This is a genomic window from Pseudomonas sp. Mn2068, assembly GCF_049319725.1.
GTDB classification, from domain to species: Bacteria; Pseudomonadota; Gammaproteobacteria; order Pseudomonadales; family Pseudomonadaceae; genus Aquipseudomonas; species Aquipseudomonas gingeri.
Window position 1 is genome coordinate 408425 of sequence record NZ_JBMOUG010000001.1, and the last position, 12213, is coordinate 420637.

At 64.0% G+C, this 12213-nt stretch carries 12 protein-coding genes; 7 read left to right on the forward strand and 5 right to left on the reverse strand.

Annotated elements, in window-relative coordinates; genetic code table 11:
- Positions 1–4 precede the first annotated feature (4 nt).
- From ACL9RJ_RS01875 to ACL9RJ_RS01900, 6 genes are all read left to right on the forward strand, one after another.
- Entirely contained in the window at positions 5–667 is a 663-nt protein-coding gene (locus tag ACL9RJ_RS01875; protein ID WP_017128471.1) for an amino acid ABC transporter permease, read from the forward strand.
- On the forward strand, positions 664–1455 hold the full coding sequence (locus ACL9RJ_RS01880; RefSeq protein ID WP_017128470.1) for an amino acid ABC transporter ATP-binding protein: 792 nt from the start codon (positions 664–666) through the stop codon (positions 1453–1455). Before ACL9RJ_RS01875 ends, ACL9RJ_RS01880 begins: the two co-directional genes overlap by 4 nt.
- A gap of 21 nt (positions 1456–1476) precedes the next feature.
- A complete protein-coding gene (locus ACL9RJ_RS01885) occupies positions 1477–1863 on the forward strand; it encodes a RidA family protein (protein WP_017128469.1) in 387 nt (128 codons plus the stop codon).
- An 87-nt stretch (positions 1864–1950) separates the two neighbouring features.
- Entirely contained in the window at positions 1951–2715 is a 765-nt protein-coding gene (locus ACL9RJ_RS01890) for an IclR family transcriptional regulator (protein ID WP_422764799.1), read from the forward strand.
- Between the two features lie 35 nt (positions 2716–2750).
- Positions 2751–3968, forward strand: coding sequence for an amino acid deaminase (locus ACL9RJ_RS01895; RefSeq protein WP_422764800.1), 1218 nt, complete (start codon positions 2751–2753; stop codon positions 3966–3968).
- A 111-nt stretch (positions 3969–4079) separates the two neighbouring features.
- On the forward strand, positions 4080–5006 hold the full coding sequence (locus tag ACL9RJ_RS01900) for a sugar kinase (protein WP_177118289.1): 927 nt from the start codon (positions 4080–4082) through the stop codon (positions 5004–5006).
- 119 nt (positions 5007–5125) lie between these two features.
- On the opposite strand, the gene ACL9RJ_RS01905 is transcribed toward ACL9RJ_RS01900, so the two are convergent.
- Both ACL9RJ_RS01905 and ACL9RJ_RS01910 read right to left on the reverse strand, forming a co-directional pair.
- Complete coding sequence (locus ACL9RJ_RS01905) at positions 5126–5401, reverse strand: peptidylprolyl isomerase (protein ID WP_007932676.1); 276 nt, start codon at positions 5399–5401, stop codon at positions 5126–5128.
- Between the two features lie 58 nt (positions 5402–5459).
- A complete protein-coding gene (locus ACL9RJ_RS01910; protein WP_422764801.1) occupies positions 5460–7994 on the reverse strand; it encodes a PAS domain-containing protein in 2535 nt (844 codons plus the stop codon).
- A gap of 135 nt (positions 7995–8129) precedes the next feature.
- On the opposite strand from ACL9RJ_RS01910, the gene ACL9RJ_RS01915 reads away from it, so the two are divergent.
- Complete coding sequence (locus ACL9RJ_RS01915) at positions 8130–9299, forward strand: PilT/PilU family type 4a pilus ATPase (protein ID WP_042936475.1); 1170 nt, start codon at positions 8130–8132, stop codon at positions 9297–9299.
- 30 nt (positions 9300–9329) lie between these two features.
- On the opposite strand, the gene ACL9RJ_RS01920 is transcribed toward ACL9RJ_RS01915, so the two are convergent.
- The 3 genes from ACL9RJ_RS01920 to ACL9RJ_RS01930 all read right to left on the reverse strand — a co-directional run bounded on the left by ACL9RJ_RS01920 (position 9330) and on the right by ACL9RJ_RS01930 (position 12213).
- Positions 9330–10565 carry a hypothetical protein gene (locus ACL9RJ_RS01920; protein ID WP_422764802.1) on the reverse strand — a complete coding sequence of 412 codons (1236 nt, stop codon included), beginning with the start codon at positions 10563–10565 and terminating at the stop codon, positions 9330–9332.
- Between the two features lie 162 nt (positions 10566–10727).
- On the reverse strand, positions 10728–11165 hold the full coding sequence (locus ACL9RJ_RS01925; protein ID WP_177082643.1) for an SRPBCC family protein: 438 nt from the start codon (positions 11163–11165) through the stop codon (positions 10728–10730).
- A gap of 109 nt (positions 11166–11274) precedes the next feature.
- Positions 11275–12213: a carbohydrate kinase family protein gene (locus tag ACL9RJ_RS01930; protein WP_422764803.1), complete on the reverse strand. Its 939-nt coding sequence runs from the start codon at positions 12211–12213 to the stop codon at positions 11275–11277.

A 12213-nucleotide genomic window follows, 5' to 3' on the forward strand; every position in this document is an offset into this window, starting at 1 on the left:
CCCCATGTACGAATCCCCAAGCTGGCTCCATGAGTTGTGGGTCGCCCGGGACACCCTGTGGCAGGGCTTTCTGACCAGCGTGCAGTGTTCGGCCCTGGCCATTGTCTGCGGCACGCTGATCGGTATCGTCGCCGGGCTGGTGCTGACCTACGGCAGGTTCTGGATGCGCGTGCCGTTCCGCCTGTATGTCGACCTGATCCGCGGCACCCCGGTGTTTGTCCTGGTGCTGGCCTGCTTCTACATGGCCCCGGCACTGGGCTGGCAGATCAGTGCCTTCCAGGCCGGTGCCCTGGGCCTGACGCTGTTCTGCGGCTCCCACGTCGCGGAAATCGTCCGGGGTTCGCTGCAGGCGATCCCCCGTGGCCAGTTGGAAGCGGGCAAGGCCATCGGCCTGACCTTCTACCAGTCCCTCGGCTACGTGCTGTTGCCCCAGGCGCTGCGGCAGATCCTGCCGACCTGGGTCAACTCGTCGACCGAGATCGTCAAGGCCTCGACCCTGCTGTCGGTGATCGGTGTCGCCGAGTTGCTGCTCAGCACCCAGCAGGTGATCGCGCGGACCTTCATGACCCTGGAGTTCTACCTGTTCGCAGGGTTCTTGTTCTTCATCATCAACTACGCCATCGAACTGCTCGGTCGGCATATTGAAAAGCGGGTGGCGTTGCCATGATTCCGACTACCAGTCAAAACGACAAGCAAGCGCTGCTCAGCATTCGCGGCCTGCACAAACAGTACGGCCAGGTCGAAGTGCTCAAGGGCGTCGACCTGGAAATGCAGCGTGGCAACGTGGTCACGCTGATCGGCTCCAGCGGCTCGGGCAAGACCACGCTGTTGCGCTGCGTGAACCTGCTGGAAGAGTTCCAGGGCGGGCAGATCACCCTCGATGGCGAGTCCATCGGCTACAGCGAAGTCAACGGCAAGCGCGTTCGCCACCCGGAAAAAGTCATCGCCCAGCATCGGGCCATGACCGGCATGGCGTTCCAGCAGTTCAACCTGTTCCCGCACCTGACCGCCTTGCAGAACGTCACCCTGGGCCTGCTCAAGGTGAAAAAGCTGCCCAAGGACCAGGCCGTCGCCCTGGCGGAAAAATGGCTGGACCGGGTCGGCCTGCTACAGCGCCGCGATCACTTCCCGGGGCAATTGTCCGGCGGCCAGCAGCAGCGCGTCGCGATTGCCCGGGCCATTGCGATGAACCCGAGCCTGATGCTGTTCGACGAAGTGACCTCGGCCCTCGATCCGGAACTGGTCGGCGAAGTGCTGGCGGTGATCAAGGGCCTGGCCGAGGAGGGCATGACCATGTTGCTGGTCACCCACGAGATGCGCTTTGCCTTCGAAGTCTCGGACAAGATCGTTTTCATGAACCAGGGGCGCATTGAAGAACAGGGACCACCCAAAGAACTGTTCGAGCGCCCGCAATCGCCGCGTCTCGCGGAGTTCCTCAAGAACACGCGTTTTTAACTTTCATTCAAGGAGAACATCATGAGCATTACTCGTTACGGCACCGGCAGCACCGCGGGTGGCGGTCAGCCTCGTCCTTTCGCCCGTGCCGTCGAAGCCGATGGTTGGCTGCATGTGTCCGGCCAGGTACCGGCACTCAATGGTGAAATCATTGTCGGCGGTATCGTCGAGCAGACGCACCAGACCATGAAGAACCTGATCGCGATTCTCGAAGAAGCCGGTTATGGCCTGGAAGACGTGGTGCGCGCCGGCGTCTGGCTGGAAGACCCACGGGATTTCTGGAGTTTCAACAAGGTCTTTTCCGAGTACTTCAAGCCTGAACACGCCCCCGCGCGGGCCTGTGTGCAGGCAAACATGATGGTCGACTGCAAGGTCGAGATCGACTGCATCGCGTACAAGAAGAAGTGATCGCCTGAGGGCCGCGAAAGCGGCCTAACGGTCGGCGCGGGACAATGGGTAAACTCCCCGGCAATTTTTCAATGGGATTGCACTGACATGACCGAAGACACCATCAAGCGCCGGGCAAAAGGTTTGGACCGGGCGTTCGATATCCTCGATTACCTCAAGGAAATCGGCCAGCCATTGCGCCCCAACGATATCGCCAGCGGCATCGGCAGCCCCAAGTCCACGGTCTACGAACTGGTGGCGTCGCTGCTGGAGCGACGGATCCTGGAAACCGTCGGCAAGGAGGGGCATGTCTACCTGGGCCGCCAGCTGTATTTCCTCGGCCAGGCCCACCTGCGTCATTTCGATCTCAGTCGCGAGGCCGATCACGCCCTGCAGGAAATCGTCAGCCAGACCCACGAAACCGCACAGATGTGCCTGCTCAACGGGCGCAAGTACACCGTGGCGCTGATGAAGGAGGGCGAGCGGCATTTCCGTATCTCCTCGGATATCGGTGAAAACGCGCCGATTCCGTGGACCGCGTCCGGGCGCCTGCTGCTGGCGCACCTGAGCGACCAGGAAATCATCGACCTGATCGACCCCGACGACTTTATCCTGCCGGACGGCCAGCGCCTGCCACTGGAGGTGTTCCTCGGGGAAATCCGCCAGGCCGGTATCGACGGGTTCTTTTCCTTCGATAGCGTCGCCGACACCTTTACCCACTGTTTCGCCGCGCCCGTCAAGGACGAGCGCGGCATCTGCATCGCGACCCTGTGTATCGTCGCGCCACGGGCCGATGCGAAGAAAAACTACAACGACTATCGCCGGGTGCTGATCGACAGCGCGAACAACCTGGCCCGTCGTATCAACGAATAGCCGCGGCTGCGGCCGTGCCTGTCAAGGAGTCTGAAATGCCTGTTGCCATGAACATTCCCGCCGTGGAGAAAGGCGCGGCCGCCGTCGGTGCCCAACTGGTCCGTGACGTCAGCCTGCCGGCCCTGGTGCTGCACCGCGAAGCGCTGGAACACAATATCCGCTGGATGCAGGACTTCGTCAGCCGCAGCGGTGCCGAACTGGCGCCCCACGGCAAGACCAGCATGGTCCCGGCACTGTTTCAGCGTCAGTTGGCCCAGGGCGCCTGGGGCCTGACCCTGGCTACGGCGGTACAGACCCGCGCCGCCTATGCCGCCGGTGTGCGGCGGGTGCTGATGGCCAACCAGCTGGTCGGTACGGCGAACATGGCGTTGATCGCCGAGTTGCTGGCCGATCCGCAGTTCGAGTTCCACTGCATGGTCGATCATCCGGACAATGTCGCGGCCCTGGGCGAGTTCTTCGCCGGGCGCGGCCTGCGGCTCAATGTGATGATCGAATATGGCGTGGTCGGCGGGCGTTGCGGCTGCCGCAGCGAACAGGAAGTGCTGGACCTGGCCAAGGCGATCAAGGCCCAGCCGGCCCTGGCGCTGACCGGTATCGAAGGTTATGAGGGGGTGATCCACGGCGACGAGGCCGTCAGCGGCATCCGCGCCTTCGCCGGCTCGCTGGTACGCCTGGCGGTGCATTTGCAGAACAGCGGTTCGTTCGATATCGGCAAGCCGATCATCACGGCCTCGGGTTCGGCCTGGTACGACCTGATCGCCGAAGAGTTCGAGACCCAGGATGCCGACGGGTGTTTCCTCAGCGTGCTGCGCCCCGGCAGCTACGTGGCCCATGATCATGGCATCTACAAGGAGGCCCAGTGCTGTGTGCTGCATCGTCGTGGCGACCTCGGCGAAGGTCTGCGTCCGGCACTGGAGGTCTGGGCCCATGTGCAGTCGATGCCCGAGCCGGGTTTCGCGGTGATCGCCCTGGGCAAGCGCGATGTGGCGTTCGACGCCGGCCTGCCGGTGCCGTTGCTGCGCTACAAGGCTGGCGTGGTACCGGCAGCGGGCGAGGATGTCAGTGCCTGCAAGGTCACGGCGGTGATGGACCAGCATGCCTTCATGACCGTGGCGCCAGGCTGCGAGCTGCGGGTCGGGGATATCGTCTCGTTCGGCACCTCCCACCCGTGCCTGACCTTCGACAAGTGGCGCGTGGGCTGCATTGTCGATGAGCAACTGAGCGTGATCGAGACCTTCGACACCTGTTTCTAAAGAGATAGCGCTTTCGCGGGCAAGCCCGCTTCCACAAGGCTCGACACTTGTGGGGCGGGCTTGCCGGACTGCCGCGAAGAGCCCCGCCCCGATACCGCGAGATTATTCCGAATGACCACCCTGAACCTGCCACCACCGCGCATCGCCCTGATCGGCGAATGCATGATCGAACTGCAACAACACGCCGATGGCAGCCTGCAGCAGAGCTTCGGCGGCGACACCCTGAACACCGCGGTCTATCTCAGTCGTGAACTGGCCGGCCGCGGCTCGGTGGACTACGTCACGGCCCTGGGGGACGACAGCTTCAGCGACGCCATGTGCCGGATCTGGGCCGAAGAGGGGATCGGCCTGGACAAGGTCCAGCGCCTGCCCGGACGGTTGCCCGGCCTCTACTGCATCCAGACCGACGCCCGTGGCGAACGCCGTTTCCTCTACTGGCGCAACGAGGCGGCGGTCCGCGATTGCTTCACCACGCCAGCGGCGGCGCCGATCCTCGCGGCGCTGCCGGACTACGATGTGCTGTATTTCAGCGGCATCACCCTGGCGGTGCTCGGCGAGCTTGGCCGGGAGAAGCTGATTGCGGTGCTGCAGGAGGCTCGTCGTGGCGACACCCGGGTCGTCTTCGACAACAACTATCGGCCGCGTCTCTGGACGGGTGTCGAGCAGGCACGCGCGGCTTATCGTTCGATCCTGCCGTATGTCGACCTGGCCTTGCTGACCCTGGAAGACGAGCAGGCACTGTTCGACCATGCCGACGGCACGGCGGTATTCAGTGCCTACGAGCAGATCGGCACGTCGGAAGTGGTGCTCAAGCGCGGTGCCGAGAGTTGCCTGATCCGCTGTGACGGCGAGGCGTTCGAAGTGCCCGCGCAAAAGGTCGAGACCGTGGTGGACACCACGGCGGCCGGGGACTCGTTCAGTGCCGGCTATCTCGCCAGTCGCCTGACCGGCGGCGATCCGCAGCAAGCCGCGCTGGCCGGGCATCGGCTGGCGAGCCGGGTGATCCAGGTGCGCGGAGCGTTGATTCTCCGAAGTTGAGTGTCGTTCCTGCGGGCCTCTTCGCGGCGATGCGGCGTCCCGACAAGCCCGGCTCCCACACGACTACGATCCGTGGGAGCCGGGCTTGCCCGCGAAGAACGATGACGCGGTTCTGCGCTTCAGTCGCGGTAGAACACTTGCACCAGGTGATAACCGAACTTGCTCTTGATCGGTCCGTGCACGGTACGCAACGGCTTCTTGAAGATCACCTGGTCAATCGCGCCGACCATCTGCCCCGGGCGGACTTCCCCCAGGTCGCCGCCGCGCTTGCCCGAAGGGCAGGTGGAGTATTTCTTGGCCAGGACATCGAACGCTTCGCCCTTGGCGATGCGCTGCTTGAGCTGTTCGGCTTCCTCGGCGGTCTTGACCAGGATATGACGGGCTTGGGCTTTCATTGACGGGTTACCTTGAAACGGTGGGGCGGACGACAGGGCGCGCGATTATGCCTGAAGATCAGTCCGCGTGGCCGATCATGTCGCGCACCCGGTTGGCCAGCAGATCCAGGGTAAAGGGCTTGGCGATCAGGTCCATGCCCTCTTCGAGAAAGCCCTGGCGCTCGGCGGCTTTCTCCGCATAACCGGTCATGAACAGCACCTTGAGTCCCGGCCGATGCTGGCGGGCGATCTCGGCCAGCTGCCGGCCGTTCATCCCCGGCAGGCCGACATCGGTCACCAGCAGGTCGATGCGCAGCGACGACTCCAGCAACGGCAGGGCGGTGCGCGCATCGGCGGCCGGATGGACGGTGTAGCCCAGCTCGTCCAGCACGTTGAGCACCAGCATGCGCACCGCCGGATCGTCCTCCACCACCATCACTGATTCGTCGGCGGCGGCCGTCGGCGACTGCGGGTGGTCGGGCGCGGGTAGCGCTTCGTCGGCCATGGCATGGAAACGCGGCAGGTAAAGACGCACACAGGTGCCGGCACCGGGCTCGCTTTGCAGCGTGACATGGCCGCCGGATTGCTGGGCAAAACCATAGATCATCGACAGCCCCAGGCCGGTGCCCTGGCCGATCGGCTTGGTGGTGAAGAACGGATCGAAGGCCTTGGCCAGGATCAGCGGACTCATGCCGGTGCCGTTGTCGCTGACGCCGATCATCACGTAATCCCCGGCCTTGACCGACTCCAGGGTGCTGATATCACTGCCATCGAGGTAGCTGTTGGCCGTCTCGATCAACAGCGTGCCGCCGTCGGGCATCGCATCGCGGGCATTGATCACCAGGTTGAGCAGGGCGCTTTCCAACTGCCCGGTATCGGTGTTCACTGGCCAGATATCCTGGCCCAGGCGGACCTGCAGTTCGATATGGGCGCCCTTGGTGCGGCTGAACAGTTCTTCCAGCGATTGCACCAGCTGGTTCGGGTCGATGCGCTTGCGGTCCAGCGATTGCCGGCGGGAGAAGGCCAGCAGGCGGTGGGTCAGGGCCGCCGCGCGCTGGGCCGAACTGACCGCGGCATCGGCAAAACGGCCGATCTCGGTACTGCGCCCGGCGGCGATGTAGCGCTGCATCAGGTCAAGGCTACCGATGATCCCGGTCAGCATATTGTTGAAGTCGTGGGCGATGCCGCCGGTCAACTGGCCGACCGCTTCCATCTTCTGGGCATGGCGCAGGGCATCTTCGGCGCGCTCGCGCTCGAACATTTCGTTCTGCAGGCGCTGGTTCGACTCGGCCAGCGCCCGGGTGCGCTGGGCCACGCGCTCTTCGAGGGTTTCATTGAGGTTGCGCAGCGCCTCTTCGGTCTGTTTGCGCTCGGTTTCGTCGCTGACGAAGATATAGAAACCGTTGACCGCACCGTCCAGGCCATAACGTGGCAGGTAGCGCATCGCCGCATGCCGGTCGCGGCCGTCGCGGTGCGGGCTGTCGACGCTGAAACTGCAGGCCTTGCCCGCCAGCGCGCCGGCGATATGCTCGGCGCGCTGGGCGTAGGCGTGCTCGCCGAGCACTTCGCGCAGGGTCTTGCCGTAGAGTTCCTGGGGCGTCTTGCCGAACCAGTCGAGATAGGCGCTGTTGTTCAGGCGAAAGCGTTCCTCGCGGTCGACATAGCCGATCAGCGCGGGCACGGCATTGATCACCAGTTGCAGCTCGGTCTGGCTCTGGCGCAGGGCCTGTTCGCTGTGCTTGCGCTCGGTGATGTCCAGGGCCGCGCCGACAAAGCGCTGGGCCCGGCCGTGGGGGCCCTGGTAGCAACGGCCACGGGCGAACACCCAGCGTATCTGGCCATTGGCCTGGACCCGGTATTCCTCGGCGTGCTCGGTGTTGTTCTCCAGGCAATGCTTGATGCCGCGGGCCACCAAGCCACGGTCTTCCGGGTGAACGCTCTCCATGTACACGCTGAGGGGCGTCTGCGCCGCCAGTGCCGGGTCGACGCCGTGCAGCCGGGCAAATCGCGCATCGGTGACGAAGCGGTCCTGGTCGATATCCCAGTCCCAGGTGCCGAGGGTGCCGGTGGCGGCCATTGCCAGTTGCAGGCGCTCCTCGCTGTCCTGCTGGGCCTTGATGCTGGCTTCGGAGCGCTGTTGCAGTTCGAGGGCCAGGCGCCGGCGTTCGTTGGTTTCGATCGCGGTGACCAGGATGCCGGCAACCTTGCCCTGTTCATCGCGCACCGGGCTGTAGGTCAGGTCCAGCCAGAGGTCGATTCTCACCCCGCCGTGGTGCACGCCGAAATGCTGCTCCGGCAGGCTGCGGGTCTGGCCTTCCAGTACGGCCTGGAAGATCGGCGCGTTGAAATCCTGGTAATCCGGCCAGGTGTCGTCTGCCGGCCGGCCGAATGCCTGGGGATGGCGGTCGCCGATCAGGCGCCCGAAGCCGTCGTTGTAGATCTGTACCAGCCGTGCTCCCCAGAGCAGCAGCATCGGCATGGGCGAATGGGTGACGATATCCGCTGCGGTACGCAGGCTCTGGGGCCAGCCATCGATGGCGCCCAGGGGGCCGTGGGACCAGTCCTGGTGGCCCATGAGAGTGGCGACGTCGTTGTCGGGGATCGATCCGTTCATAAACCTGCCTTGAAGGTGAAGCTTTGAGTTGCGCGGCGGCTTATTATCCCGCCAAGCTGTAGACCATTGCCAATTCGAAATGACACCGGATTAATTGTTCAAACCTCAATTGACTGTATTGCGGACACCTTTGCCATGGAAATCCACGCGTTATTGAAAACCCTGGCCGCCCAGGACGGTTCGGACCTGTACCTGTCGACCGGGGCGCCACCGTGTGCCAAGTTCAACGGCGTGCTCAAGCCATTGGGCACCGAAGCCCTCAAGGCCGGAGAGGTGGCGCTGATCGCCGACGGTATCATGGACGCCGAGCAGCGCCAGCAGTTCGAGCGGGAATTGGAGATGAACCTGGCGATGTCATTGCCGGGTGTCGGGCGTTTCCGGGTCAATATCTTCAAGCAGCGCAACGAGGTCTCGATTGTCGCCCGTAACATCAAGCTGGAGATTCCCCGCTTCGAGGACCTCAAGCTGCCGCCGATACTGCTGGAAACCATCATGGAGAAGCGTGGCCTGGTGCTGTTCGTCGGCGCCACGGGCTCGGGCAAGTCCACCTCCCTGGCGGCCCTGATCGACTACCGCAACCGCCACAGCAGCGGCCATATCATCACCATCGAGGACCCGGTGGAGTATATCCACCGGCACAAGAAGTCGATCATCAACCAGCGTGAAGTGGGGGTCGACACCCGCAGCTTCCATGCGGCGCTGAAGAACACCCTGCGCCAGGCTCCGGATGTGATCCTGATCGGCGAGATCCGTGATCGCGAAACCATGGAGCATGCCCTGGCCTTTGCCGACACCGGGCACCTGGCGATTTCCACCCTGCATGCCAACAACGCCAACCAGGCGCTGGACCGGATCATCAACTTCTTTCCGGAAGACCGTCGCCCGCAACTGCTCAACGACCTGGGCAACAACCTGCAGGCGTTTGTCTCGCAACGACTGGTGCGCACCACCGACGGCAAGCGCCGGGCGGCGGTGGAGGTGATGCTGGGCACGCCGACGATTCGCGATTTCATCAAGCGCAACGAGTTTTCCGAGCTCAAGGGCATCATGGAGAAGTCCGAGATCAGCGGCATGCAGACCTTCGACACGGCCTTGTTCCACCTGGTGGTGGAAGGCGCGATCGACGAAGAGGAAGCGCTGAAGAATGCCGACTCGGTGAACAACCTGCGCCTGCGCCTGAAGTTGCATCAGGACAACGGCGCGCTCGCCCAGCAGAACACACCGCCCGCACCGCCGGTGGCGGCACGGGAGCTGGATGTGAAGGATTGGGGCCTGGTGGACGATGGCGAACGCGGTCCGGGTTGAACCTGGCGACCCAGCGTCCCCGGGCGTGGCTCAGGGGAGTACCGCCCTGAGGGCGACGATTTTCCCCGCGACAGTGGCCGTGGCGGCGGCATAGCTGCCGCTGGTGTCTATATCGATGCCCCTGACAGGCTGCCCCTGGTAGGCCCCCAGGGGTTGCACGCCGTTTTCAATGGTCCAGGTGGCACCGCTGATGACCTGGGCGGTGTTCGTCTGGTCCAGCAGTAGTCGATTGCTGTCGGCCAGGGCGGCGATGGCGAGGGAGGTGATGTTCGCTGCCGGGTTGACGAGGAATATCTGGCTGGTGGCTGGATGCCAGAGCCCGGCGCCGAAGCCGCCCGATGCCAATTGGTAGGTAACCGCCACATAACCCAGGTTGTTGGCGAACTTGGCTTGATTCGCCGGATGACCGGACATGTTCAGCAATTTCGGCACGCTGGACGGGGTTGCCCAATAGGTGGCTGTCGGTTTGGATGTCGCCGGGTCGACGCAGGTGCCGAAGACCTGGCGCACCGAGTTCACCCCCACGGCTTCGCAGTGACTGTTGGCGGGGAGCGGCAAGTTGGCCACGGTAAAGCCGAGCAGTCCGTTGGTGGCAAGCTTTGGCGTCACGGAGCCATCGGGGTTGGGGCAATTGAGCGCGATATCGACGTTGTTGAAGGCCCGGTCGTTGACGGCGACCGGCACGCAGTTGTCGCGCACCAGTGGCACGCCAAGCAGGGCCAGGGCGACGGCGTTGCCCTGGCTCCAGGCGACGGAGGCGGCTTGGCCTGCATTGTTCAGGCTCCTGCCGGCGGTAATACCCGTGACTTTGCTCCGAGCGGTGGCCTGGGCGCTGGTATCGGGCAGCAGGCCGGTGCCGAGCAGCGACAGGGGCTTGTTTTCCGTCGGATTGTTGTTGGCGGATGACCAGGTTGTCACATTCTCCTCGCCGGTGAGGGTTGTGCAAGTGCCGAGTATGCGATTGGCAGCCCCTGTCTGCGGTTCGTTGCTGATGCTGTTGGCCCGGCACGAGTTGCCGGGATTCAGCGGGGTCAGCGCGACCCCCGGATCGACCCAGGCGCGATCCGGCCCGCCCGGGGTATCGGAACCGATGGCACCGACGACCCTGCCGGAACTGTTCACCGATTGCGCGATGCTGCTGGCGGTCGCGCTGACAGGCCCGACGGGTTGAAAGGTGGCGGCTTGCGTGGACGTGGTCGTGAGGCCGGCGAACAAGGCACCGGTGATGACGAGAGCGGCGGTTGGGGGGGGCAGGCGGCTTTCCATGGTTGATCCATCCCTGATGAGCAAAGGTTCTTTGACCCACCTGTGACAGCCTTTCTACAAGTGACCGATCCAGTTAACTCCACTGCTTTCCTTTTGCCACCTGTCAGAAATGACAGTTCGAATGACCGCTGATCGAATTTCCCCGCGCCTGCGGGGGGCTCCTCAAGGGCCGTGCAGCGCGGCCTGGATCTGCTGGTGAAAATAGGCCAGGGCCGGCTCATTGCGCCCGAACACGATGTCCTGGCGGGTGGTTGCGGCGAATCCCCGCTGTATCTGCTCGGCCAGGGGGAAGTCTTCCTCGTCGACGGTGCGTACCAGCAGTTCCATATTGCGGTCCCAGTGGGCCCTGGCCTTGTCCGTCAGGGCTGGTTGCGGGCAATACAGCGAGGCTTGCACCCGGCAACGGTCGGCTCGAACCTCATCGGGAAAGAAGCGGAACATCTCGAAATGATCGCCTTGCCAGATCAGCACGGCGTTGGGGAACAGCACATAGACAATCGCCGAATGCCTGAGGAAGTCCCACTCGGCCTCGGGCTGGTCCCGCAGTTCCAGCAGCGCGAAGGCGCGGTGGACCAGTTCGACCTGGGTTGCATGTTTCATGGAAAAGGCTCCCTGTCCGTGGGGGGAGCCCATACGTTGAGTCAGGGCAGGCGGGTTTGTCTGCTGTCAGAAATGACAGTTCGCAGCGCCGTCTGTCGCTTTTTGCCGGTCAGGCCACCTGATGCCGATACGGCAGGTCCGGGCCGGTGCGGCTGCAGGTGATCGCCGCGGCGCTGACGGCGAAGTCCAGCATGCCGTCGATCTGGGCCTTGTCCAGGCGTTCCAGGCCTTCCACCGAGTCCAGTCGCTGCTCGGTCAACCAGGCGATCAGGGCGGCCTGGAAAGTGTCGCCGGCACCGACGGTATCGGCCGTGACGACTTCGCGCGCCGGTACCGACCAGTGGCCATGGCGGCGGCTGAACACACTGGCGCCCTGGGTACCACGGGTCAGGAAGACCACCTGGCAGCGCTGGGCCAGCCATTCCTCGGCAACGCTGCGCGGGTCGCGATCGGGGTAGAGCAGGCCCAGGTCCTCGTCGCTGACCTTGATCATGTCGGCATGTTCGGCCAGTTCCGCGATGCGCTGGCGCCACAGTTCGATATTCGGCTCAGGGTTGAGGCGCACATTGGGGTCGAGGGTGATCAGCCGGCGACCGCTTTCCCGGCGTACCAGGCTCAGCAGGGTATCGGCGATCGGCTGCACCACCAGCGAGAACGAGCCGACATGCAGGCCACGCACCTCGTCGCCGAGCCTGGGCAGGTGCCCTGGCAGCAACTGGCGGTCGGCACAGCCTTCGCCGCGAAAGCTGTAATGGGGCGAACCGTCGGCACCCACGGCGACCATCGCCAGGGTGGTGGGGGCATCGAAGTCCAGCAGGTAATCGGCGCGTACGCCTTCTTCGTGCAGGACCTGTTGCAGGCGGCGCCCCAGGTAATCGGTGGACAGCCCGGCCAGCAGCGCCGAGTCGACGCCCAGGCGGCGCAGGCCGACCGCGACGTTGAACGGCGAGCCCCCGGCGATCGCCTTGAAGTTCACTTTCGATGTCTGCCCGCTTGCGTCGGGCTCACTGAAAAAATCAAACAGTGCTTCACCACAGACCAGATACAT

Bases quoted from the DNA above. Each gene is read 5' to 3' on its own strand.
- ACL9RJ_RS01875 (WP_017128471.1), top strand. From the start codon at position 5: ATGTACGAATCCCCAAGCTGGCTCCATGAGTTGTGGGTCGCCCGGGAC.
- ACL9RJ_RS01880 (WP_017128470.1), top strand. From the start codon at position 664: ATGATTCCGACTACCAGTCAAAACGACAAGCAAGCGCTGCTCAGCATT.
- ACL9RJ_RS01885 (WP_017128469.1), top strand. From the start codon at position 1,477: ATGAGCATTACTCGTTACGGCACCGGCAGCACCGCGGGTGGCGGTCAG.
- ACL9RJ_RS01890 (WP_422764799.1), top strand. From the start codon at position 1,951: ATGACCGAAGACACCATCAAGCGCCGGGCAAAAGGTTTGGACCGGGCG.
- ACL9RJ_RS01895 (WP_422764800.1), top strand. From the start codon at position 2,751: ATGCCTGTTGCCATGAACATTCCCGCCGTGGAGAAAGGCGCGGCCGCC.
- ACL9RJ_RS01900 (WP_177118289.1), top strand. From the start codon at position 4,080: ATGACCACCCTGAACCTGCCACCACCGCGCATCGCCCTGATCGGCGAA.
- ACL9RJ_RS01905 (WP_007932676.1), bottom strand. From the start codon at position 5,401: ATGAAAGCCCAAGCCCGTCATATCCTGGTCAAGACCGCCGAGGAAGCC.
- ACL9RJ_RS01910 (WP_422764801.1), bottom strand. From the start codon at position 7,994: ATGAACGGATCGATCCCCGACAACGACGTCGCCACTCTCATGGGCCAC.
- ACL9RJ_RS01915 (WP_042936475.1), top strand. From the start codon at position 8,130: ATGGAAATCCACGCGTTATTGAAAACCCTGGCCGCCCAGGACGGTTCG.
- ACL9RJ_RS01920 (WP_422764802.1), bottom strand. From the start codon at position 10,565: ATGGAAAGCCGCCTGCCCCCCCCAACCGCCGCTCTCGTCATCACCGGT.
- ACL9RJ_RS01925 (WP_177082643.1), bottom strand. From the start codon at position 11,165: ATGAAACATGCAACCCAGGTCGAACTGGTCCACCGCGCCTTCGCGCTG.
- ACL9RJ_RS01930 (WP_422764803.1), bottom strand. From the start codon at position 12,213: ATGTATCTGGTCTGTGGTGAAGCACTGTTTGATTTTTTCAGTGAGCCC.